This window comes from Pseudomonas sp. UME65, assembly GCF_014170225.1.
Lineage (GTDB): Bacteria > Pseudomonadota > Gammaproteobacteria > Pseudomonadales > Pseudomonadaceae > Aquipseudomonas > Aquipseudomonas protegens.
The window spans coordinates 814,636-837,749 of record NZ_LZZQ01000014.1 but is presented as its reverse complement, the minus strand read 5'-3'; the positions used below and the strand labels follow the sequence as shown (position 1 = coordinate 837,749).

21 protein-coding genes and 1 tRNA gene are annotated in these 23,114 nt (G+C 62.9%); 14 read left to right on the top strand and 8 right to left on the bottom strand.

The genetic code is table 11. The features are described from left to right. Positions 1-137 precede the first annotated feature (137 nt). From A9971_RS23990 to gcvA, 3 genes are all read right to left on the bottom strand, one after another. Positions 138-605: a hypothetical protein gene (locus tag A9971_RS23990; protein ID WP_015636894.1), complete on the bottom strand. Its 468-nt coding sequence runs from the start codon at positions 603-605 to the stop codon at positions 138-140. A gap of 37 nt (positions 606-642) precedes the next feature. Next, positions 643-2,571 carry an alkaline phosphatase D family protein gene (locus A9971_RS23985; protein WP_183000053.1) on the bottom strand — a complete coding sequence of 643 codons (1,929 nt, stop codon included), beginning with the start codon at positions 2,569-2,571 and terminating at the stop codon, positions 643-645. 107 nt (positions 2,572-2,678) lie between these two features. Continuing rightward, positions 2,679-3,614 carry a transcriptional regulator GcvA gene (gene gcvA, locus A9971_RS23980; protein WP_183000052.1) on the bottom strand — a complete coding sequence of 312 codons (936 nt, stop codon included), beginning with the start codon at positions 3,612-3,614 and terminating at the stop codon, positions 2,679-2,681. A gap of 101 nt (positions 3,615-3,715) precedes the next feature. Between gcvA and A9971_RS23975 the strand changes: the two genes are divergently transcribed. After that, positions 3,716-4,876 carry an MFS transporter gene (locus A9971_RS23975; protein WP_183000051.1) on the top strand — a complete coding sequence of 387 codons (1,161 nt, stop codon included), beginning with the start codon at positions 3,716-3,718 and terminating at the stop codon, positions 4,874-4,876. A 98-nt stretch (positions 4,877-4,974) separates the two neighbouring features. On the opposite strand, the gene A9971_RS23970 is transcribed toward A9971_RS23975, so the two are convergent. Next, entirely contained in the window at positions 4,975-5,247 is a 273-nt protein-coding gene (locus A9971_RS23970; RefSeq protein WP_011063248.1) for a hypothetical protein, read from the bottom strand. Positions 5,248-5,471: 224 nt separating this feature from the next. On the opposite strand from A9971_RS23970, the gene A9971_RS23965 reads away from it, so the two are divergent. The 4 genes from A9971_RS23965 (at position 5,472) to A9971_RS23950 (ending at position 10,103) form a co-directional block, all read left to right on the top strand. After that, entirely contained in the window at positions 5,472-6,182 is a 711-nt protein-coding gene (locus A9971_RS23965) for a response regulator (protein WP_183000050.1), read from the top strand. Beyond that, positions 6,179-7,519: an ATP-binding protein gene (locus A9971_RS23960; protein WP_011063246.1), complete on the top strand. Its 1,341-nt coding sequence runs from the start codon at positions 6,179-6,181 to the stop codon at positions 7,517-7,519. Before A9971_RS23965 ends, A9971_RS23960 begins: the two co-directional genes overlap by 4 nt. A gap of 455 nt (positions 7,520-7,974) precedes the next feature. Continuing rightward, positions 7,975-8,688, top strand: coding sequence for a phosphatase PAP2 family protein (locus A9971_RS23955; RefSeq protein ID WP_053159966.1), 714 nt, complete (start codon positions 7,975-7,977; stop codon positions 8,686-8,688). 59 nt (positions 8,689-8,747) lie between these two features. After that, positions 8,748-10,103, top strand: coding sequence for an OprD family outer membrane porin (locus A9971_RS23950; RefSeq protein WP_183000049.1), 1,356 nt, complete (start codon positions 8,748-8,750; stop codon positions 10,101-10,103). A gap of 16 nt (positions 10,104-10,119) precedes the next feature. Here the strand turns inward: A9971_RS23950 and A9971_RS23945 are convergent, their stop codons facing one another. Continuing rightward, a complete protein-coding gene (locus A9971_RS23945; protein WP_011063242.1) occupies positions 10,120-10,857 on the bottom strand; it encodes a hypothetical protein in 738 nt (245 codons plus the stop codon). A gap of 49 nt (positions 10,858-10,906) precedes the next feature. Continuing rightward, positions 10,907-11,752 (bottom strand): AraC family transcriptional regulator, encoded by an 846-nt coding sequence (locus A9971_RS23940; protein ID WP_011063241.1) that lies wholly within the window; start codon positions 11,750-11,752, stop codon positions 10,907-10,909. An 84-nt stretch (positions 11,753-11,836) separates the two neighbouring features. Here A9971_RS23940 and A9971_RS23935 point away from each other — a divergent pair, with 84 nt between their 5' ends. The 4 genes from A9971_RS23935 (at position 11,837) to A9971_RS23920 (ending at position 16,214) form a co-directional block, all read left to right on the top strand. Beyond that, entirely contained in the window at positions 11,837-12,460 is a 624-nt protein-coding gene (locus A9971_RS23935; protein WP_011063240.1) for a glutathione S-transferase family protein, read from the top strand. Between the two features lie 127 nt (positions 12,461-12,587). Further along, complete coding sequence (locus A9971_RS23930) at positions 12,588-13,931, top strand: SidA/IucD/PvdA family monooxygenase (RefSeq protein ID WP_019094258.1); 1,344 nt, start codon at positions 12,588-12,590, stop codon at positions 13,929-13,931. Between the two features lie 65 nt (positions 13,932-13,996). Next, positions 13,997-15,319 carry a diaminobutyrate--2-oxoglutarate transaminase gene (ectB, locus tag A9971_RS23925; protein ID WP_019094259.1) on the top strand — a complete coding sequence of 441 codons (1,323 nt, stop codon included), beginning with the start codon at positions 13,997-13,999 and terminating at the stop codon, positions 15,317-15,319. Then, entirely contained in the window at positions 15,309-16,214 is a 906-nt protein-coding gene (locus A9971_RS23920) for a DMT family transporter (RefSeq protein WP_011063237.1), read from the top strand. Before ectB ends, A9971_RS23920 begins: the two co-directional genes overlap by 11 nt. A gap of 96 nt (positions 16,215-16,310) precedes the next feature. On the opposite strand, the gene ppk2 is transcribed toward A9971_RS23920, so the two are convergent. After that, a complete protein-coding gene (ppk2, locus tag A9971_RS23915; RefSeq protein ID WP_161466650.1) occupies positions 16,311-17,207 on the bottom strand; it encodes a polyphosphate kinase 2 in 897 nt (298 codons plus the stop codon). Positions 17,208-17,633: 426 nt separating this feature from the next. Between ppk2 and A9971_RS23910 the strand changes: the two genes are divergently transcribed. Then, a complete protein-coding gene (locus tag A9971_RS23910; protein ID WP_053159962.1) occupies positions 17,634-18,302 on the top strand; it encodes a M35 family metallo-endopeptidase in 669 nt (222 codons plus the stop codon). Between the two features lie 101 nt (positions 18,303-18,403). Here A9971_RS23910 and A9971_RS23905 read toward each other — a convergent pair. Next, positions 18,404-18,488, bottom strand: a tRNA-Leu gene (locus A9971_RS23905). Between the two features lie 108 nt (positions 18,489-18,596). Here A9971_RS23905 and queA point away from each other — a divergent pair. The 4 genes from queA to secD all read left to right on the top strand — a co-directional run bounded on the left by queA (position 18,597) and on the right by secD (position 23,108). After that, a complete protein-coding gene (gene queA / locus A9971_RS23900; RefSeq protein ID WP_053153610.1) occupies positions 18,597-19,661 on the top strand; it encodes a tRNA preQ1(34) S-adenosylmethionine ribosyltransferase-isomerase QueA in 1,065 nt (354 codons plus the stop codon). 14 nt (positions 19,662-19,675) lie between these two features. Next, entirely contained in the window at positions 19,676-20,791 is a 1,116-nt protein-coding gene (gene tgt / locus A9971_RS23895; protein ID WP_162470478.1) for a tRNA guanosine(34) transglycosylase Tgt, read from the top strand. A gap of 47 nt (positions 20,792-20,838) precedes the next feature. Continuing rightward, positions 20,839-21,177 carry a preprotein translocase subunit YajC gene (yajC, locus tag A9971_RS23890; protein ID WP_015636884.1) on the top strand — a complete coding sequence of 113 codons (339 nt, stop codon included), beginning with the start codon at positions 20,839-20,841 and terminating at the stop codon, positions 21,175-21,177. A 62-nt stretch (positions 21,178-21,239) separates the two neighbouring features. Beyond that, positions 21,240-23,108 carry a protein translocase subunit SecD gene (secD, locus tag A9971_RS23885; RefSeq protein ID WP_183000048.1) on the top strand — a complete coding sequence of 623 codons (1,869 nt, stop codon included), beginning with the start codon at positions 21,240-21,242 and terminating at the stop codon, positions 23,106-23,108. Positions 23,109-23,114: the final 6 nt, after the last annotated feature.

Here is a 23,114-nt window from a genome sequence, read left to right as displayed (position 1 = left end):
TCCTCCCGGATATAGGCCCCGCGAAAGCGGATCCAGCGGATGAACACACGGTCGCGAAACGCCTGCCAGCGGCCTTAGCGCCGCCGATGCAGACTGTCCTCGATGTCCTCCGCGCCGGATGAGGCGCTGCGACGGGCTCACCAGCGACGATAGGGTTGGCCGAAGGGAACCCCGTTCAAGGTGTGAGTGCAGCAAGGGCAATTGGGGCTCATGGTGGCTGCGCTCAGCTGGGGATTGACCTTCTGCAGCAGGCCCTGGGTATCGACGTACAGACCGCTGAAATAAGCGCAGCCACTGAGCCCCACGTAATCCTGTTGTTCGTGCTCATGCAGGGCCACCAACCAGAAAATCGGCTCTTCCCGATCCAGCCGGCCTTTCGCTTCGCTGAATACCCCATCCCACGGCTGGCCGACCCGGCTGAGCAGAAAACGGAACAGAGGGGTGTAATCCAGCCCCAGGCGCTTGTCGGAGTGCATGCTGCCGCGTTGCTGTTCCCTGGCCAGGAGGGCCTTGCTGTGGCGCTGTTTGGCGTAGGACGGTGAGTTCTTGTGCCCCACGCCCCGGGTCCGGGTGTTGACCTTGCGATACAACGGTTGTTTTTCCATCGGGCGGGTCCTTCCTGGTGGCCGGCGACAGCGGATTCTATCTCGGCGCAATCATCCGTGTCGGCGCCGTGCCATTGGCATTGTGTTGATAGATCGCCACGGGCTGCCCCTGCTCATTGAAAAACACCTGGCCGATCCCCGACGAGTTCCACAGCCGCTCCCCGGCCTCGGCATACTCGGGCACATGGGGCATCACCTTCATCCGCCGGCGCTTGGTGAACCAGTTCAACGGCGAGCGCGGCGAGTAGAGCCAATGGTTGAGGCGGTCGAACCATTCCAGCAGGGCGGCGGGGAATTCGTTCTTGATGCCGCTGCTGGTGATCTGCCAGATCCGCGGGCCGCCCTGGCGGTGACGGATCAGCACTTCGTAGACGAAGGAGTAATGCACATCCCCCGAGAGAATCACGTAGCTGCCCGGGGTTCGCGAGTGGCGGAAGATGTTCAGGATCACCTGGGCGGAACCGCGATGGGCCATCCAGTTTTCCGCGTCCACCAGCAGCGGGTAGCCGCACCAGCTGAAGACCTTCTGCACCGTTTCGATCAGCTTGACGCCGAAGATCGGCGCCGGTGAAACGATTATCGCCGAGGGGTGATCCAGCAGTTCGTGTTGCAGTTCGCTCAGGGCTTCCCAGTCCAGCAGGCCGGAAGGCTGGCCCAGGTTGGACTCGCTGCGCCAGCGCCGGGTGCGGGTGTCCAGCACCACCAGGGCCGGGGTGCTGGGCAATACGTATTGCCATTGTTCAAAGCGCAGCAACTGGTCGATCAGATCGTCCTGGGGCTGACGTTGCAGCAGGTGTTCCGAGGCTTGTGCCGTGGCGCTCAAGGCCCGAGTGTGTTCCAGCAGCTGGGCGAAGGCATCCGGGTTGTTGCCCCAGCCCTGGCACAGCATGTAAGCCAGCAGCGCGTTGCCGATGATGCGCTTGGAGAAGGGGTGACCGTAGGCGGTTTCTTCCCATTGGGCGCTGAGGTTCCAGTCGTCGGTGATGTCGTGGTCGTCGAAGATCATCAGGCACGACAGGTGGGCAAAGACCCGCGCGGCACCCTTCAGGCCCTGGACAAACTCGTCGATGCGCTGCTGTTCCCGGGTGTAGCGCGTTTGCTGTTCCGGCGTCAGTTGCGGCGGCTGTGGCGTGATCAGGGTCCAGGGCAGCGGCGACCAGACCAGCAGGTACATGGCCAGCACCTCGGCGAACGTCACCAGGTGGTTGTCAGCGTTGCTGCTGGTGAAGATCGGCTTTTTCACTCCGCCGAAAAACCGCTCGCGCAGGGTTTCATTGCTCTTCAACGCCGGGAGCAATTCGGCCCGCTGGTAGTAGCTGGCGCCATGGCGGTACAACGCCTGACTGTCGGCCACTACGGCGCCTTCCAGTTGTTCATCGAACAGCCCGAGGCGCTCGATCAGGGCGTGAATGGCCCGCAGCATGGGGCCGGCCACATCGTCGGCGTACACCTGATCGCCGCTCATCATCAGCAAGGCCGGGCGTTGTCCGGGCTCGGGCTGTTGCGCCAGCAGGCGGTCGACGCAGAGCAAGCCGTCAGCGGACGGGTGATGAGGCTTGCGGCAGGAGCCGTGGAGCAGGTTGTCGATGCGGCTGTGGAGCACGAACTCAGGGGCCCCGGCATCGCCATACAGCAGGTGCGGCGCCCAATCGGCAATGGCCCGGGCGCTGTCCTCGGCATCGTTGATCAGCAGGTCATAGGCGATCGTCACGTCCAGGGGCAGGGCATCGTCCAGTGCCACATCGATCAGATGGATGAAGGCATGGCGACCGACGGGAATGACCTGGCATTGCTGCGGGTCGAGGGCCAGATCCAGGGTCGCGCTGCCAGCGGGCTGCAGGCGCAGGGTCAGCGCCAATGCCCTGGAGCCCACCAGCCACAGCACCAGCCGCGTCGGCTCCAGGCGGCGCAGCAACGGGCCGGCGAGAACAGGAGGCAGGGCAGTGGGGGGCGTGGTCGGGAGCATCTGCTGCGGGATCTCTGGCGGTTGCAAAGGGGGCGAAATGGTAGCGCAGCCGATGTCGAAGAAACGTCGGTTGCGCGGGCTGGAGCAAGGCTTTTGTATCCGATTATTTATGGGCGTGGGCCCGCATTGCCCGCAAGCTGTTGTACCTGATGATCCATGGCGTCCTGGTGAATCTGCGCCAGCATCCAGTCGATAAACACCTGGGCTTCGGGGGCCGCATCACTGGCCAGCGCGTAGTAATAGCGGGTCAGGGGCTGGCGCAGGTCCGGCAAGGGGCAGATCAGGCGGCCGCTGGCCAGGTCCTTGGCCAGCAACGATGCCGGGCACAGCGCCAGGCCCAGCCCGTCGACGCAGGCCTGGAGCACGAAGTGCATATGGTCGAAATGCAAGGTTGGCGAGGTACGCAGCGGTTTCAGGCCGCAGTGCTCCAGCCACTTCTGCCAGTCGCTGGCGCGGGTGCGGCTGACCAGCAAGGTATGTCGCGGCAGATCATCGGGGCTGTTCAATGCTGTGCTGTGCAACAGCGACGGCGCTGCCACCACCAGGATTTCGTCTTCCAGCAGGCGTTGGGGTTGCAGCGTGGTTGCCCAGCCCGAGCGGCCACGGCGAATCACCAGGTCGAAGGTTTCCTTGGCGGGGTCGGGGAGCAGGGTGCTGGTCACCACCTCCGGCTGGATCTGCGGGTACAGCGCCATGAACTGCGGCAAGCGGGGAATCAGCCAGCGCACCGCGAAGGACGGCCGCACATTGATGGTGACCTTGCGCAGGGCCGCGCCGCGGCGCAGGGAGGCGGCGGCATTGGCAATCTGGGCCAGGGCCACGCTGACCTGCTCATGGAAGGCTCGCCCGGCAGGGGTGAGCACCGACTGGCGGATGCGCCGCTCGAACAGCAGCACCCCCAGGTGCTCTTCCAGCAACTTGATATGGCGGCTCACCGCGCTGTGGCTCACATGCAGTTCTTCGGCGGCGCGGCTGAAACTCTCGTGGCGAGCAGCGGCGGCAAAGGCGCGGACGGCGTTCAGGGGCGGCAGGTCAGTGATCATGTGTCTAATTTAGTCACATGTATGGCGCAATTAAAGCGTTTGTCAGTGCCGCAACAGAAGGTCACGCTGAACGCCGTTCATGACCTGCCGGTTTGCCTGCCATGCCCGATACCCACGCCCGCACCACCGACAAGGCTTCCGCCCGCGCCGCCTCGATCCTCGGCCTGTGCCTGCCCGGCGACACCTTGCTCTACCTGTTGCTGCCCATGCAGCACGAGGCCTTCGGCGTGACCCTGGCCGAAGCCGGGCTGTTGCTGGCAGCCAACCGCCTGGTGCGGATCTTCGGCTACAGCCATGTGATGCGCTTCTACGCCCAGCGCGGTGATCGCCCGGTTTGCGTGCTGGCCGCCTTCACGGCGGCGTTGTGCGCCCTGGGTTACGCCACCTTGTCCGGTTTCTGGTGGCTGCTGCTGTTGCGCCTGGGCTGGGGCCTGACCTACGCGGCCCTCAACCTTTCAACCCAGGTCATGGCCACCGCCGAGCCCACGGGCGCCGCCCGCCGCACCGGCCGCTCCCGGGCGCTGATCGCCACCGGGCCGATGCTGGCCTTGCCCCTGGGCGCGCTGGTCAGCGTCGAATATGGCCCGCGAGTGATCTTCCTTCTTATGGCCCTGACGTCGCTGGTCGCTCTGCTCCTGGCCTTCGGCCTGCCGAGCAAGCCCCATCCACTGGCCAGTTCCAGCCGCCGTTTTCAGCGCCCCGACAGCGTGGCGCTGTGGTCCTTTATCGAAGGGCTGGTGCTGGATGGTCTGTTCATCATTGGCCTGTCGCTGCAGGCCGAGCAACTGATGGCGGGCAATGCGGTGCTGGTGGCGGGCGGGCTTCTGGCCCTGCGTTACGTTTCGGAAATGCTCCTGAGCCCCCTGGGCGGCCTCGCTGCACAACGCTGGGGCGCGACGCGGATGTTGATCGTCTTCTCCCTGCTGACCTCTGTGGCCCTGGTGGGCTTTGGTTGCCATTGGCTGATTGTCGGCGGCGCCCTGGTGCTGGTGTTGCGGGCCCTGCAATTGCCGCTGGTGGTCACGGTGGTTGCACAGCGGCATCCGGGGACGGGCAGGGTGCGGGCCCTGGCGGCCAATGCGGTGTGGCGGGATATCGGCGCCGGGATCGGGCCCTTGATCGCCGGCTTGCTGCTGCCGGTGGCGTCCACGGTGTGGGTGTATTCGCTGGCGGCGGGGTGTCTGGCGGTGAGTGCGTTGGCGTGTCGAGAGGTTGGTGTCCGTGGGGAGGAGGGCAGACAGGCGTCTGCCGAAGAGGCTTAGGGGCGCCTCTGTGGCCACGGCCAGTCAGATCAGTTAGCGGAGTTCTGTAGAGGCGAGCTTGCTCGCGATCGTCACGAGCAAGCTCGCCCCTACAGGCCTCAGGCCGAGGCCTTGTGTTCTTCTCCGCGTTCAATGCTCTGCGGCTGGCCCTGCTCGATCACCCAGCGCAGCAGGTCGGTCACCGACACCCGATGCTTGCGCTCCACCCACTCCATGCCCTCGGGGCTGTAGTGCTCGCTGTAGCGGGTCAGCACCAGGTGATTCTGGTCTTCAGACATACGCAGGCTGACTTCGCGGCAATGCAGGCTGGCGTTGTCGAGCTTGGTCACGCGTTGCAGCAGCATCAGGGCGTGTTGTTCGCAGGTGGGCATGGGCAGCTCCTTTGCGGCAAGAGGGGCTGGGGCCGAGGCGGGTTTGAGCAGGCGCATGGTCAGGGTTCTCCAGCAAGGGGAAGCCGATGCTGGCAGGTGAACCTTGCGCAAAGATGTCTGCTTTATTGCGTGGCTGAAGGTTTGTTACCACGTTGAAATATATGACGGGCCGCGCCGAATGGTTTTAGATATCGGCTCTTTCCGACCTTGAGTGATGCCTGCTGGTGAGCCGTCTTTTGATCGTGGACGACGACATTGAAGTCCTCGCTCTGCTGAAGAAATTTTTTGTCCAACAGGGCTACCAGGTGGTGGTGGCCACCGATGGCGCGTCGCTGTGGGCGGCTCTGGAGCGGGAGGTGCCGGACCTGATCATCCTCGACCTGATGCTCCCCGGCGACAACGGCCTGACCCTGTGCCAGCGCTTGCGCCAGCAGCACGCCACGCCGGTGATCATGCTCACCGCCATGGGCGAGTTGAGCGACCGGGTGGTGGGCCTGGAGATGGGCGCCGACGATTACCTGAGCAAGCCCTTCGATGCCCGCGAACTGCTGGCCCGGGTACGGGCGGTGCTGCGCCGGGCCGGGGAGAACCGGCCGATGAGCGCGGACGTGCCGCGGCCGCTGATCAAGTTCGCCGACTGGCAGCTGGACCTGACTCGCCGTGAGCTGCGCTCGCCTGACCAGGTGATGATTCCGCTGTCGGCGGGGGAGTTCGACCTGCTGCTGGTGTTTGTCGAGCACCCGCAACGCATCCTCACCCGCGAGCAGCTGCTGGACCTGGCCCGGGGCCAGGCCCATGACGCCTTCGATCGCAGCATCGATGTCCAGGTCAGCCGCCTGCGGCGCAAGCTGGAGTTCGACACCAAGCGCCCGGCGATGATTCGCACGGTACGCAACGGCGGCTATCTGTTCACCCCCAGCGTGACCCGCCAGTGAAGCTGATCAAGCCCTTGTGGCGTTATCGCCTGCGCGACACCGTGGCGCGCTGGATCGCCCTGACCATCATCATGGCCATGCTCACGGCCCTGGCGTTCAATGCACTGTTCGTGCAGTTGGCCGGGGTCTGGGCTTATCCGCCACTGGCGGAAACCGGGTTGCTGGAGAAGTCCGCGGCCATCGTGCGCATGGTCGAGGCCTCGGAGCCGGGCCAGCGCTCGCGGTTGGCGGCTTCGGTCAGCACCGATCACCTGAGCATTGTCTGGCAGGCGACACGGCAGGGCCTGGATCTGCCGCTGCTGGAAGACTCCGAATACCGCGACGGCTCCGAGGCGTTTCGCGCCTTGCTCGGCCCACCGCAGCGGCATATCGAGGCCTATCAGCCCAGCGACTGGCGAAGCGACCAAGGTCGCTACGCGCTGCTGGTGCAGTTGAGCGACCAAAGCTGGCTGATGTTTTCTTCGGCGTCACGCAGTTGGGGGCTGGAGGAGGGCACGCGCAACCTGATCGTAATTGCCCTGGTGCTGATTTCCACCGGCCTGGTGGCCTTGATTGCCACTCGCCGGCTGGCCAAGCCGCTGCAGCAGTTCGCCCAGGGCGCCCGGCGCTTTGCCGTGGACTTTCGCGCGCCGCCCATCGATCCGGTGGGGCCCCACGAGATCCGTCAGGCGATTCTTGCCTTCAACGCCATGCAGGCGCAGTTGCAGCACTTCATCAAGGACCGCACCCAGATGCTCGCGGCCATCTCCCATGACCTGCGCACACCGCTGACCCGCATGCGCCTGCGCGGTGAGTTCATCGAGGATGCCGACCAGCAGCAGCGCCTGTTCCGCGATGTGGACGAGATGCAGGCGATGATCAATTCGGCCCTGGAGTTCTTCCGCGACGATGCGCGGCTGGAGCAGGCCACCCATTTCGACCTGGCCGAACTGTTGCAGACCCTGGTGGACGACTACCGCGACCAGTCCATGGAAATCCTCTTCACCGGGCCGCCGCGTCTGGTGTATTGCGGCCGGCCCCTGGGGCTCAAGCGGGTGATGACCAACCTGCTGGACAACGCGCTCAAGTACGGTGCGCAGCCAGCCATCGCGCTGGAACAGGGGGCGGATCAGGTGCGGGTACGCGTGCTCGATCGTGGCCCGGGGATTCCACCCGAGGCTCTGGAACAGGTGTTTGCACCATTCTTCCGGCTGGAGAGCTCGCGCAACAAGAGCACCGGCGGCGTGGGCCTGGGGCTGTCGGCAGCACGGGCCATTGTCCGCGAACACGGCGGCGAGTTGCGGCTGTTCAATCGTGAAGGCGGTGGGCTGGAGGCGCGGGTGGAGTTGCCGCTGTAGCCGCGCCCGCAGTTGAGGACTTGCGTCAGAGCTCCATTGCCTCCTGCCCTGGCCCGCTGGGCTTTTTTTCAAGCTGCCCGTAGCGTGACTTGCGCCATCCTGCATTTGCAGGATGGTTTCTGCCCTGATGCGCCGGGATACTCGATCAGGCATTACCGCGCCCCTGGGCGCACCCTCGCCGAAACCGATAACAACAAGAACGGTGGGCACTATGAACGCAACCCTGGTCGTCCGGAACGCGCCTGCCGCCTGGACATTGATCGATCCGCCTGTGCAGTACCTGGCCCCGGGCCAAGGTTCTGAACATCACGTCTTCCGCTGTTCGTCCACTGGCATGCGCCAGACATCACGGCCTCAAGCGCCGCCCTGAGTTTGTCCTTCCTGCAATCGCACTTCTCTGTCTGTGGCCTCTGTCGCGGGCCGCTATTGCTCGTCCCAAAGAAAGGATCTGCTTCATGACTGGTAAACCTTTAGCCATGCTGGGCGCTATTTTGCTGATCGTCAGTCTTGGCACTCATGCGGCGCAGCCGCCGGTGCAGCCCTACCTGGCGCCTCAGGCGCTGGATCTGGCGGCCTTCCTGCCTCCACCACCACTTGCCGGCAGCTCCGAGGACCGCCAGGACCTGGAGACCGTACTGCTGGTCCAGGGCCAACGCACGCCGCAGCAGGTGGCGCAGGCCAAACGCGACGATCATCTGAGCGACGCGGTATTTCCCTTTGCCGGGGAGATTTTCGGGCCGCAGTTCACTCTCGACCGGCACCCGCTGACTGCGCAGTTCTTCCGCCGCACCCTCAAGGACCTGGTGCAGACCCTGATGCCTGCCAAGGCCCATTTCGCCCGCCCCCGGCCTTATGAGCTGAGCGCCGAGGTAAAGCCGGTGCTGGCGCCGCCGATGGGCGAGTCCTACCCCAGCGGGCACACCATGGATGCCTACCTGAGCGCCATTCTCCTGGCGCGGATGGTCCCGGAAAAGCGTGACGAGCTGTTTGCACGGGCCGCTGCCGCGGGGCAAAGCCGAGTGGTGGCCGGGGTGCATTACCCCACGGACCTTGAAGGGGGGCGGATCTCGGCGGTGGCCCTGGCCGTCGAGCTGCTGCACAACCCTGAGGCCCTTGACGACTTCAACCGGGCCCGGCGCGAACTGCGCGCCACCCTGGCCCTGGATTGACCTCCTATCCCTGAGCGCCGGCTACGGGCGGCGCTCCTTCACTGACAAGGAACAGTGCCATGTCCGTGTATCGCACAAGCATTGTGCTGCTGGGGTTGTGGCTGGGCCCGGGTGGTATCAGCCAGGCTGGAGATGAGGACTGGGAGGAGCTGTTCACCGAGGGCGAGGCCCGGATGTTTTTCGATAACCAGTACTTCGCCCGGGATTACCGCAACGGGCCCAACAACAGTGGCCGTAACCGCTACAAACCGCGTAGTGAGCGCAATGGTTATCGCCAGGAGTGGGGCCAGTCGGTGCAGCTGTATTACCGTTCCGTTTTTACCCCCGGGCTTCTGGGCCTGGGGTTCGATGCCTTTGCCATGCAGGCCTTCAAGCTCGACAGTGGCGGTGGGCGCACCGGCACCGGCACCCTGGCGCTGGACGGCAAGGGGCATCCGCGGGACAGCCATGGCAAGGTTGGCGGTGCCCTCAAGCTCGAGGTGGCCGAGGCACAGCTGCGTTATGGCAATTTCACCACCCAGGCGCCGGTACTGGCGGCCAACAACAGCCGGATCATTCCCGGGATGGCCTACGGCTGGCAGTTACAGCGCGACTGGGACGGGCTGAGCCTGGAAGCGGCGCGGCTGAGTGCCTTGTCCGGCCCCACCGAAAGCAGGGCCCGAGGCGGGATTTCCACGGTATACGGACGTTTGTCCGGGGCGCGGATCAATATCGACAGCGCCCAGTACCTGGGGCTGAACTACAGGGGCGAGCAATGGCGCGGGGCTTATTACCTGGGGCAACTGGAGGACGTCTGGACCCAGCATTACCTCAACCTGGGCCACACCCTGGAACTGGCTGGCGAGCGCAGCCTGAGCAACACCTTCAACCTGTATCGCACCCGGGACAGCGGCGCCTCGTTGTTTGGCCCCATCGACAACCTGATCGCCTCCCACGCCCTGGCGTACCGTTTCGATGCCCATCACTTGACCCTGGCCTACCAGCGCTCGTTTTCGGATACCCCGTTCGACTACATAGGTTTCGGAGACGGCCAGACCGGGCAATCCATCGTCCTGGCCAACTCCGCGCCCTACTCGGATTTCAACGGGCCACGGGAACGCTCCTGGCAATTGCGTTACGACCAGCGCCTGGCCTGTCTTGGGCTGCCGGACCTGAACCTGGGGCTGCGTTATCAGCGGGGCTGGGGAGTGGATGGCAGTCATGCCCCGGCCAACAGCATCTACCGTGGCCTGTATGGCGAAGATGGCCGTCATCACGAAACCGACCTGGATTTGAGCTACACCTTCAGCAGCGGTTCGCTGAAGGGCCTGCACCTGCGGGCCACGCAGATCTGGCACCGAGGCAACAGCGCCCAGGCCGATGGTTCCATCGACCAGTTGCGGATTCGCGTGCAGTATCCGCTGGCGCTGTTCTGAAGGGGCGGGGTGGGACTCAGGACCAGTCGAAGCAGAACAGCACCAGCCCTTCCACCGGTTCGTAGAACATCACGATCAGGTCGGCGCCGCTGATTCCGTAGTGGCTGGCCGGTACGCTGAGCGCGTGCTCGAAGCGCCGGCCCGCGGGGCTCAAGGGCCAGACGTCGATGTCGCCGCTGTCATCCGTGGCTTCGACGATATCCATGGGAAACTCCACGGTTTCCACCCAGTTGCCATAGCCCTCGGCGATGCCGGCCATCTGGTCGATGAAGGTCATGTGGTAGTCGCTGTCCTCCGGCCAGGTCAGGCGGCCGAGTTCCTGGTAGCGCTGGCGCGAAGCCTGGTAGGTGGCGTGCTCTTGGGCGTAATGGCGTTGCAGGCTGGCCCGCACGTTGCGCCGGGGCTCGGGCAGATCGGCATTGCCCGGGTGCAGGAAGAAGTAGCGCGGGTCGCCGCACAGGCGGTAGCGGCCGTTCTCGATCTTGAAGCCGATCCAGTTGGTCTTCAGCAGTTCGCTGCCAAAGCCGCAGTCTGCCGTCAATTCGCCTACCAGCCCCTCATCGGGTTCGATGGGGCTCAGCAGGTGCAGGCGCCCGGACCAGCCGGGGTTGATCAGGTTGGCGTCGATGGACAGCAGCGGCAGCAGGTGCTCGGCCAGTTCCTGCTGGTCGGCGACGAACACCTCCTGGGCATCGGGGTAGGCGACGGCGCCGGCCGGCAGTTGGGTGCACTCCGGGGTTTGGATCGTGGGCATACAGCGGGTCCTTGCTCAAACGGGAACAACAGGGAAAGAAGGCCGCGCCTCAGGCGCGGCTGTTACGGAAACTGCCGGGGGTAATGCCCACCACCTTCTTGAAGGCGCGGGTCATGTGGCTCTGATCGAAGAAGCCGCAGCTGAACGAGGCTTCCGCCAGGCTGGCGCCGGTGCGCAGCAGGTTCTGCACCTGGGCCACGCGCTTCTGGATCTGGTAGCTGTGGGGCGAGACGCCGACGGTCTTCTTGAACACGCGGATCAGGTACAGCGGGTCCATGTCCACCAGTTGCGCCAGTTCTTCCAGGGGAATGTGCCGGGCGTATTCGTCTTCGAGCTTCTTCTTGATGAACTTGACGGCGCTGCGCTCGGCGCTGGCGATGGCGGCAATGGGGGCGCCGCTGCGTTCGAAGAGCTGGGTCACCAGGTCCAGGAGGATGGATTCGCGCTCCAGGCTGGGTGGGGAATTTTCGATGATCTGGTGTTGCTGGAGGAAGGTCAGGGCAAAGCTGGGGTCCAGGTTCAGGGCATTCTGGAACAGATGGATGTGCTCGGCGCCGAAGCGGCCCTGGAAAATTACCCGGTTGACCCAGCCCGGGTCGAGGTAAAGCATGCGGTACATCCAGCCCTGGTCATGCCCGGGGAGGCCGTCATGAATTTCCCCCGGGGTGATGGTGACCACGCTGCCGGCGCTGCCCAGGTAGTAGCTGCCTCTATAGAAGAGTTTTTCCACCCCGCTGCTTATAACGCCTACTGCATACCGATCATGTGAATGCCTGCCAAAAGACTGAGTGCTGTAACGCGCCGATAACAACTCACAGTCGCCTTCTGGTATTCGCCAAAACTGCACGAAATCCTTGTCTGGCCTAAAGACTTTGCCGGGTTGGTGCTCATCCATGAGTTTGTCCAGTTTTGTGCAATACGTTGGAAAAGAGGGCCGCTAAATTTAGCACCCATTTCACAACGCGAGCTAGGGGAAGTGATGCCTACAAAACTAGTTATTGGGGATTACAAAAAGTCTTCATGGTCATTTCGTGCATGGCTGGTTCTTGTAACGGCAGACGTCTCCTTCGAGACCCTTCAGGTCAAGCTGGAACAGGATGACACCCGCCAGCAGATCCTGCGCTATTCGCCCTCGGGCAAGGTGCCGGCACTGCTGCTGGACAAGGTGGTGATCAACGACAGCCTGGCCATCTGCGAGTACGTTGCCGGTGCCTATCCGGCGGCCAACCTGTGGCCCCAGGACCCGCTGGTCAAGGCCCAGGCCCGCGCTGCCGCGGCGGAAATGCACTCCGGGTTCGTCAACCTGCGTACCCAGATGTCCTTCGGCCTGAACACCGGCGATACCCCCGAGCCGCTGACCGCCGACACCCAGGAGGAGATCCAGCGGATCTTCGACATCTGGACCAACCTGCGCCACGCCAGCGGCTCCAAGCAGTTCCTGTGCGGCGACTTCGGCATCGTCGATGCCATGTTCGTACCGGTGGTGTTCCGCTTCCGTCGTTATGGCGTGGCGGTGCCGGCACAACTTCAGGCGTATGTCGAACAAGTTCTGGCCTACCCGCCAGTACAAAAGTGGCTGAAGTTGGCTGCGGAAGAAGTTTGAAAAAGCCGAACTAGTTATAACGAATAACGCTAACTAAAAATTAATGGCTATTTGACGGAAGGCAGAAAAGACCCTGGTGTTTTTTCTGCTTTTTCGAGTCTGACTTTTGTTGCAGGAAGGGGAATTTATGAGTGTTCATAAAGTGACTGCCAAGGATGTTGGCCGTGAAGGGCAAGTTTACGACGTCATCGGCATCGGTTTTGGCCCGGCGAACATCGCCCTGGCCATCGCCATGGAAGAGATGGAATTTGCCGGCACCCGGCTGTTTCTCGAGCGTCACGCGAGCACTCAATGGCAGCCGGAGATGATGCTCTCCGGCAGCGATATCCAGAACCACCCGAGCCGTGACCTGGTAACGCCGCGCAACCCGCGCAGCCGCTACACCTTCACCAACTTCCTGTTCGAGAACGACCGCCTGTTCGAACACCTGAACCTGGGCCTGGAGTTCCCCCTGCGCAGCGAGTTCGCCGAGTACGTACGCTGGGTTGCCGGCTTTTTCGCCCGGGACGTGGCCTACAACCAGAGCGTGAGCCAGATCCAGGTCGACCCGGCCAGCAACCTCTACACCATCACCACCCAGGCCGGCGTGCAGTACCAGGCGCGCTCCGTGGTCCTGGCCCCGGGCCGCACCCCGGTGATTCCGCAGGTGTTCGCCAACGCCGCGGCGGACCGGGTGTTCCACCTGACCCAGTACCTGGGGCGCCTGGCCAGCCTGGCGCAGAAGGGTGAGCTCAAGCGCGTGGCGGTGGTCGGCGGCAGCCAGAGCGCCATCGAAATCATCCTGCACCTGCGCCACACCTACCCGAACCTGGAAATCGTCAGCGTGCAGCGCGGCTACGGCTTCCGCCTCAAGGACACCAGCCAGTTCAGCGAGCACGTGTACTTCCCGTCCTTCGTCGACCAGTACTACAACAGCTCCGCCGAGGCGAAGAAGAACATCAACCGCCACCTGCACTACACCAACTATTCCGCTGCCGATGCCGACGTAATCAAGGAACTCTACGTGGGCATGTATGAGGACAAGCTGCAGGGCCGCGAGCGCGTGATCATCAAGGGGCTCAGCGAGATCCAGGGCTGCACGCCGGACGGCGAGGGCTACAGCCTGTCGCTGCGCAACAGCAGCACCCACGCCACCGAGGAACTGGGCGGGCTGGACGCGATCGTCCTGGCCACGGGTTTTCGCAACCTCGGCACCGGCCCCCAGGAAGAACGCTACCCGGCGATCCTCAAGGACCTGGCCGAACACCTGGAGAGCGACGCTCAGGGCGTGATCCGCATCGGGCGCGACTACAGCCTGGCCGCAGCCAAGGGCAGCCATCTGCCCGCGTTGTACCTCAATGGTCTGTGCGAATCCTCCCACGGCTATGGCGATGCCGGCTCCTTCAGCCTGCTGTCGCTGCGCTCGCGGGACATTTTCAACTCGCTGAACCAGCAACTGGGCCTGGCCCAGGCTGCAGAAAAGATCGCTTGAGCCGCTGCATCGAATCCTGAACCTCGACCCCTTTATGTGAGCAGGCAGCAATGGATATTTCAGAAATGGATGAGTTGGGCGTATTTGCGGATGTGGAGTCTTCGGCGCGCAGTTACTGCCGCAGCTTTCCGGTGGTCTTCGACCAGGCCCAGGGCAGTCATCTGTATGACCTGAAAGGCCAGGCCTATATCGACTTCCTGAGCTGTGCCGGGTCCGTGAACTATGGCCACAACCCCAAGGCGGTGAAGGCCGCGGTGATCGACTACCTGCAACGGGACGGCATCCAGGCCGCCCTGGACATGCACAGCCGGGCCAAGCAGGAGTTCATCTACAACTTCCGCAAGATCATCCTGGCGCCCCGGGCCCTGCCCTACAAAATGCAATTCACCTCGCCCACCGGCACCAGCGTGGTGGAGTCGGCGGTCAAACTGGCGCGCAAGGTCACCGGGCGCCGGCACATCGTGGCCTTCACCAACGGCTTCCACGGCATGTCCAACACCTCCCTGGGGCTGACCGGCAACCGTGACAACCGCCAGCCAGGGGTGGATCCCTATGTGTTCCGCATGCCGTTCGACGGTTACCTGGAAGGCCTGGATTCCATCGCCTACTTCGAGCGCCTGGTCAAGGACAACAGTTCCGGCATGGACCTGCCGGCAGCGGTGATCCTGGAAACCATCCAGGGCGAAGGCGGGATCAACGTGGCTTCGGCAGAGTTCCTGCAGCGCCTGCGCCAGCTGACCGCCGAGCACGGCATCCTGCTGATCGTCGACGACATCCAGGCCGGCTGCGGCCGCACCGGGACCTTCTTCAGCTTCGAGCCCTCGGGCATCACCCCGGACATGGTGTGCCTGTCCAAGTCCCTCAGCGGCTACGGCTTGCCGTTCGCCCTGCTGCTGCATCGCCCGGAACTGGACCAATGGTCCCCTGGCGAGGACAACGGCACTTTCCGCGGCAACACCCTGGCCTTTGTCGCCGCCACCAAGACCGTGCAGGAGTTCTGGAGCGACGACCGCCTGGTCAAGCACATCCAGGCCAACGAAGCACAGCTCAAGGAGTGGCTGGCTGAGGTGACCGAACGCTTCGCCGGGCATATCAAGGATGTGCGCGGACGCGGGCTGTTCTACGGCATCGAGTTCCACGACCCGGCCCTGGCCGCCGCGGTGATGCGTGCCTGCTTCGCCCGCCGCCTGATCATCGAGCGCTGCGGTCCGGTGGACCAGGTACTCAAGCTGATGCCGGCGCTGACCATCAGCAGCGAAACGCTGCAGGCCGGCCTGGCGAGCATTTTCGACGCCATGCAACAGGTGCTGGAGCAGGGCAAGTTAAGTGACCCGGACCAGGACGTCGATCCTCTGGTCTTCATTAATGGAGTCGCGCATGTCGACTAATACCAACCGCGCCATCATCGAGCTGACCATTGGTGGCTTGATGCTCAGCCTGTCGGCGCTGGCGGTGGCCTTTGCCCACATCGGCGCCGGTGGGGCCGGGTTCTACCGCATGCTGTTCGCCTCGATCCTGTTCTTCCTGCTGCTCAAGGTGCGGCGCATCCCGGTGCTGCTCAAGAGCGCCAAGGCGCAGCTGTACACGGCCCTGGCCGGGGTGTTCCTGGCCATCGACCTGGTGCTCTGGCACCAGAGCATCTACATCGTCGGCCCGGGCATCGGCTCGATCCTGACCAACTGCCAGGTGTTCTTCATGACCCTGCTGGGGCTGTACCTGCTCAAGGAGAAGCCGTCGATCTACTTCCTGATCTCCATCACCCTGGCGTTTATCGGCCTGTACCTGTTGCTGCTGCCGGAAATGACCAGTGCAGTGGGCATCAAGGGTGTGGTCTATGGCGTGCTCTCGGGCCTGGCCTACGCCATTTGCGTGTATTTCCTCAAGGTCAACACGCAGTTGCCTGACGGTGGGGGAGACAAGATCGCACAGATGCTCAATCTGAGCCTGTGGGCCGCGCTGGTGCTGCTGGTGTATGCCCTGGCCATGGGGGAAAGCCTGGCCATCGTCGATGGGCAGACCCTGGTGATGCTGATCATCTATGGGGTGATGGTGCAATTCGTGGGTTGGTTGCTGGTCAACCGCTCCATCGGTGCCATCAGCCTGGGCCTGGCGGGGCTGATCCTGCTGCTGGAGCCGGTGATCACCTACTTCGTCGATGTGGCGTTTCTCGGCAAGGCCAGCTCGGCGCTGCAGATCGCGGGTGCGCTGCTGACCATCTTTGCGGTGTACATCGGCTCTATCAAACCACCGGAGAAGGTGACGCCGGTGACCGAGGCTGCCTGAGGCCTCGAGCTGATCCAGTGCTCTGATTCATAGATCCGCTCGACTTTTGCTGCGCACAGACCCGCCTGTCTGCGCGCAGTTTTTTTTGCCCGGAATTCAGGCCGACAAGGCCAGGCGCGTGGCTCGCGGATCTGTCGCAGCCTGGGCCTGGGTGCCTTCGTCCTCTTCCAGTACCCGCGAGGCGCGGCCCACCAGCAATGGGTCCGGGGCATGGGCGACTTTCAGGTCCTTGCCCGGGTAGTCCAGCTCGTGCAGGAAGTGGCGGATACAGTTGATTCGCGCGCGCTTCTTGTCATCGGACTTGATCACCGTCCAAGGGGCATCGGCGGTGTCGGTGTGGAAGAACATCGCCTGTTTGGCGGCGGTGTACTCGTCCCACTTGTCCAGGGACTTGATGTCGATGGGCGAGAGCTTCCAGTGCTTGAGCGGGTCGTCCCGACGGGAGATGAAGCGGCGCAGCTGTTCTTCGCGGTTCACCGAGAACCAGAACTTGAACATCAGGATGCCGCTGTTGCACAGCATGCGCTCCAGCTCCGGGGTCTGGCGCATGAACTCCAGGTATTGCAGGGGCGAGCAGAACTCCATCACCCGTTCCACCCCGGCGCGGTTGTACCAGGAGCGGTCGAAGAAGACCATTTCCCCGGCGGTGGGCAGGTGCTGGATATAGCGCTGGAAGTACCACTGGCCCTTTTCCTGTTCCGAGGGCTTTTCCAGGGCCACGATCCGCGCGCCGCGGGGGTTGAGGTGTTCCATGAAGCGCTTGATGGTGCCGCCCTTGCCAGCAGCGTCACGGCCTTCGAACAGCACCACGATGCGCTGCCCGGTTTCCTTGACCCAGCTTTGCACCTTGAGCAGTTCGATCTGCAGTTCGTTCTTGGCCTTTTCGTACTCGGCGCGGCGCATGCGGTTGCGGTACGGATAATTGCCCGGCAGCGCAGCGGACACGCTGTCTTCGTTGGAGCCGCGCGGCGCGCTGGCCACCTGCAGGGCCATGGGCTTCTGGCTGATGGCGCTGATTTCGGCCTCGGCGGCTTTCACCGGTGCAGCCTTGCTCGCTGTGCGTGGGCGACGCGGGCGCGGCGTTGCGGGTTTGCGCGGGGTGCTCTTGGCAGGGCTGGCGGAGCTGGCTTCCGGCAAGGCTTTGGGCTGGGTGCGGAGGGTGGATTCTTCACTCATATAAGGAGGGCCTGTGCGTCTCGTTCAAATGTTCACTTACAAGTGTATGGCCCTCAAACGTCGGCTCTTTGACCTCCATCAAGGATGTGCCCGAGAGATGCTTGTATCAGGCGCGCGGGGCCCTGGTGCCGGCTACGGAAGCAATTCCTGCTGATGCACCGCGAGCCTCGGGAATCCAATGCGAGTGTCGCCCCTGGCAGGGGGAGCGACATTCCTCGGAACCTGCATGGAAGGATGCTGAATATGGATACTGATACCGTTGTTCATTCACGCCGCCGTCGTCTGGCGCGTCGCTGGCAAAGTCTGTTGCTGCTACTGGGCCTGGGTGCGCTGGCGCAATCGGCGCTCGCCATCAACGTGGCGTTTGACGGTTCCTGTGCCACCCAGGCTGACCGTACCGCGGTGAGCAATGCCGTGGCCGTCGCTACTACCTGGTCGACCAATGCCTACAACCAGGTCAACAACAATGAAGCGACCTTTCGCCGCAATCAGGACCTGGCCTACCGGACCTGGTTCGGTACCTTCAGCCAGGATCGCTACCAGCGGGTGCGTGCAGTGCTCGACGGGGTGCGTTTCAAGCTCAACAGTGGCAACACCCTGACGGCCTATTGCCGGGTCAACCCGAATGACCCTTGCGACGCGCCCGGGGATATCGCCGCCACCTACGTCAACGCCCGCGGGGACGTGCAGGCCTGGTTCTGCACGGCATTCTTTGCCCTGCCGCCGCGCGTGGGTTTCGATACCCAGGCCGGTACCGTGGTGCATGAACTGACCCATTCCATTGGCCACACCACCGATATCCCCGGCGCCTACGGCGTGGCGGGATCGCAGAACCTGGGAGCCAACCGCCCGAGCGACGCGGTGGAGAATGCCGACAACTACGAGTACTACGTGGAGGACTTGTACGACTGAGCAGGGCGGGGAAAGAGGCCCGCAACGGGAGGTGTGCGCCGTGCTGGCACTTTTCTGCAGACGAAAAAAAAGACCTTGGATTTCAAGGTCTTTTTCATGTTTGGTGCCCCGAGGGAGACTCGAACTCCCACTTCTTGCGAAAACGGATTTTGAATCCGCCGCGTCTACCAATTCCGCCATCAGGGCTCAATGGCGGCGAAGTATAGAGAGGCGCTTACCGTTGGTCAATCGGCTTTCATGGTCAATTTTTGCTTAATCCGCTAAACTTTCCGGCCCTGCTAGACGAACCCCATCATGCGCGTTGCTGACTTTACCTTCGAGCTTCCTGATTCGCTGATCGCCCGCCATCCACTGGCCGAGCGTCGCGGCAGCCGTCTGTTGACCCTGGATGGGCCAACCGGCGCCTTGGCCCACCGTCAATTCACTGATTTGCTTGAGCATTTGCGCCCGGGCGATCTGATGGTGTTCAACAATACCCGGGTGATTCCGGCCCGTCTGTTCGGTCAGAAGGCTTCCGGCGGCAAGCTGGAAATCCTCGTCGAGCGGGTGCTGGACAGCCACCGTGTGCTGGCCCATGTGCGCTCCAGCAAGTCGCCCAAGCCTGGGTCGAAGATCCTCATCGACGGCGGTGGCGAAGCCGAGATGCTGGCGCGCCATGACACGCTCTTCGAGCTGGGCTTTGTCGAAGAAGTGCTGCCGCTGCTGGACCGGGTCGGGCACATGCCGTTGCCTCCTTATATAGACCGTCCGGATGAAGGCGCCGATCGCGAGCGTTACCAGACCGTGTACGCCCAGCGCCTGGGCGCGGTGGCGGCACCGACCGCCGGGCTGCATTTCGACCAGCCGCTGCTGGAGGCCATTGCCGCCAAGGGCGTGGAGACCGCGTTCGTCACCCTGCACGTGGGGGCTGGTACCTTCCAGCCGGTGCGGGTCGAGCGCATCGAAGATCACCATATGCACCATGAGTGGCTGGAAGTCGGCCAGGACGTGGTGGATGCAGTTGCTGCGTGCCGGGCTCGCGGTGGCCGGGTGGTGGCAGTGGGCACCACCAGCGTGCGCTCCCTGGAAAGCGCCGCGCGCGATGGCGTGCTCAAGCCGTTCAGTGGCGACACCGACATCTTTATCTACCCGGGCCGGCCGTTCCATGTGGTCGATGCCCTGGTGACCAACTTCCATCTGCCGGAATCCACGCTGTTGATGCTGGTTTCGGCGTTCGCCGGCTATCCCGAAACCATGGCCGCCTATCGCGCCGCGGTGGAAAATGGATACCGCTTTTTCAGCTACGGTGATGCGATGTTCATCACCCGTAATCCCGCGCCGACCGCTCCCAAGGATCTGGCCCCCGAGGAAACTGTATGAGTCGCACTTGTCGTATGTCCTTCGAGCTCCTGGCCACTGATGGCAAGGCTCGTCGCGGTCGCCTGACCTTCCCCCGCGGCACGGTGGAAACCCCGGCCTTCATGCCGGTGGGCACCTATGGCACGGTCAAGGGCATGCTGCCGCGGGATATCGTCGCTACCGGCGCCGAAATCATCCTCGGCAACACCTTCCACCTGTGGCTGCGCCCGGGTACGGAAGTGATCAAGGCTCACGGTGACCTGCATGATTTCATGCAGTGGAAAGGCCCGATTCTGACCGACTCCGGTGGCTTCCAGGTGTTCAGCCTGGGGGCCATGCGCAAGATCAAGGAAGAGGGCGTGACCTTCGCCTCGCCGGTGGACGGCGCCAAGGTGTTCATGGGCCCGGAAGAGTCGATGCAAGTGCAGCGCGACCTGGGTTCGGACATCGTGATGATCTTCGATGAATGCACGCCGTACCCGGCTGATGAAGACGTGGCGCGAATCTCCATGGAGCTGTCCCTGCGCTGGGCCCAGCGCTCGAAGAATGCCCACGGCGACAACACCGCGGCGCTGTTCGGTATCGTCCAGGGCGGCATGCACCAGGACCTGCGCATGCGCTCCCTGGAAGGCCTGGACAAGATCGGCTTCGACGGCCTGGCCATTGGCGGCCTGTCGGTGGGCGAGCCCAAGCATGAAATGATCAAGGTCCTGGACTACCTGCCAGGCCAGATGCCAGCCGACAAACCTCGTTACCTTATGGGAGTTGGCAAGCCGGAGGATCTGGTTGAGGGTGTGCGCCGCGGTGTGGACATGTTCGATTGCGTGATGCCAACCCGCAATGCCCGCAATGGGCATCTGTTCATCGATACAGGCGTGCTGAAGATCCGTAACGCGTTCCATCGCCATGATGATTCGCCGCTGGACCCAACTTGTGATTGCTACACCTGCCAGAACTTCTCCCGTGCTTATCTGCACCACTTGGACAAGTGTGGGGAAATGCTCGGGAGTATGCTCAATACCATCCATAATTTGCGCCATTACCAGCGTCTTATGGCTGGTTTGCGCGAGGCTATTCAACAAGGTACATTGGCCGCCTTTGTCGATTCCTTCTATGCCAAACGCGGGTTACCCGTGCCGCCTTTAGAATAAGTTCTAAAGACGTTAAGACACTAATTCTGAAATTATCGGAGTGTTAAATGAGCTTTTTGATCCCTGCCGCGTATGCGGACGCCGCTGCACCTGCCGCTGCCGGTCCTGCTGGCACTGGTTTCGAGTGGATTTTCCTGATCGGCTTCCTGGCCATCTTCTATCTGATGATCTGGCGTCCACAGGCCAAGCGCGCCAAAGAGCAGAAGAACCTGCTGGGTAGCCTGCAGAAAGGCGACGAAGTTGTGACCACCGGCGGTATTGCCGGCAAGATCAACAAAGTGACCGACGACTTCGTGGTTCTGGAAGTGTCGGACTCCGTTGAACTGAAGTTCCAGAAGGGCGCGATCGCTGCCACGCTGCCAAAAGGCACGCTGAAAGCGATCTAAGTTTCATCTTTTACCAATCGACGGGGCGCGCAAGGCGCCCCGCGTCATAAACGGGCGGCGTGATGCTGAACAAATATCCTCTGTGGAAGTACCTACTGATCCTGGCGGTGCTGGCGATCGGTTTTATTTATTCCGCTCCCAATCTATACCCTGATGATCCGGCCATTCAGGTCAGCGGCGCGAGTACCGCGTTGCAGGTCACTCAGGCGGATCTGGATCGTGCGAGCAAAGCGCTCACCGACGCCGGCATCAACGTCAAGGCTGCTTCCATTGCTGCCAACGGCAAGGGTGGCCTGCTGCGCTTGACCAACAAGGAAGACCAGCTTCCGGCCAAGGATGTAGTGCGCAAGGCGCTGGGCGATGACTATGTGGTGGCGTTGAACCTGGCGCAAACCACTCCGCAATGGCTGCGCAACCTCGGTGCGCACCCGATGAAACTGGGTCTGGACTTGTCCGGTGGTGTGCACTTCCTGCTGGAAGTGGACATGGACAAAGCCCTCGACGCCCGCCTGAAAGTCTATGAAGGCGACGTCAAGAGCCTGCTGCGCAAAGAGCGCCTGCGCTATCGCAGCCTGCCGCAGCTCAATGGCGCCATCCAGCTGGGCTTCAGCGATGAAGACAGCCGTGAGCAGGCCCGTTCGCTGATTCGCAAGAACTTCAATGATTTCGATATCGTACCGGCCGACCTCAATGGCCAACCGGTGCTGCGTCTGGCGATGACCCCAGCCAAGCTGGCGGAAATCCGCGAATACTCCATCAAGCAGAACTTGACCACCGTGCGTAACCGGGTCAACGAGCTGGGTGTGGCCGAGCCTCTGGTTCAGCGCCAGGGTGCCAACCGTATCGTGGTTGAGCTGCCGGGCGTGCAGGACACCGCTGAAGCCAAGCGGATCCTGGGCAAGACCGCCAACCTGGAGTTCCGTCTGGCCGCCGAGCCGGGTGCTTCCAAGGCGACTTCCGAGTCCTTCGAATTCCGTGAGGGCAATCGTCCTCCAGCGCAGATCGAGCGTGGCCTGATCATCACCGGTGACCAGGTGACCGATGCCCAGGCCGGTTACGACGAGCATGGCCGCCCACAGGTGAACATCAAGCTTGATGGCCACGGTGGCGAGCTGATGAACCGTTCGACCCGCAGCAATGTCGGTCGCAGCATGGCGGTGATCTTCATCGAGCAGAAGCCGATCACCACCTATACCAAGCAGGTGGTCGACGGCGTCGAGAAGGACGTGCCGGTCCAGGCGTTCAAGGAAGAGAAGAAGATCATCAGCCTGGCGACCATTCAGTCGCCGCTGGGCAGTCAGTTCCGTATCACTGGCCTCAATGGCCAGGGCGAGTCCTCCGAACTGGCGCTGCTGTTGCGTGCCGGTGGTCTGGCGGCGCCGATGTACTTCGCTGAAGAGCGCACAATCGGTCCGAGCCTGGGTGCTGACAACATCACCAAGGGTATCGATGCGTCGCTGTGGGGCATGCTGTTCGTGTCGCTGTTCATCATCGCCATCTACCGCTTCTTCGGGGTGATCGCCACTGTGGCGCTGGCCTTGAACATGGTGTTGCTGCTGGCCCTGATGTCCCTGCTGGGGGCTACGCTGACCCTGCCGGGTATCGCCGGTATCGTGCTGACCATGGGTATGGCGGTGGACGCCAACGTGCTGATCTTCTCGCGGATACGTGAAGAGATCGCCGCCGGCATGACCGTGCAGCGAGCAATCAACGAAGGCTTCGGCCGGGCATTCACCGCGATTCTGGACTCCAACCTGACCACATTGCTGGTGGGTGGCATCCTCTTTGCCATGGGCACCGGCCCGGTCAAGGGCTTTGCGGTGACCATGTCCCTCGGGATCTTTACCTCGATGTTCACGGCCATCTGGCTGACCCGCGCGATGGTCAACCTGATCTTCGGCGGTCGTGACTTCAAGAAGTTGTGGATTTAAGGGGCT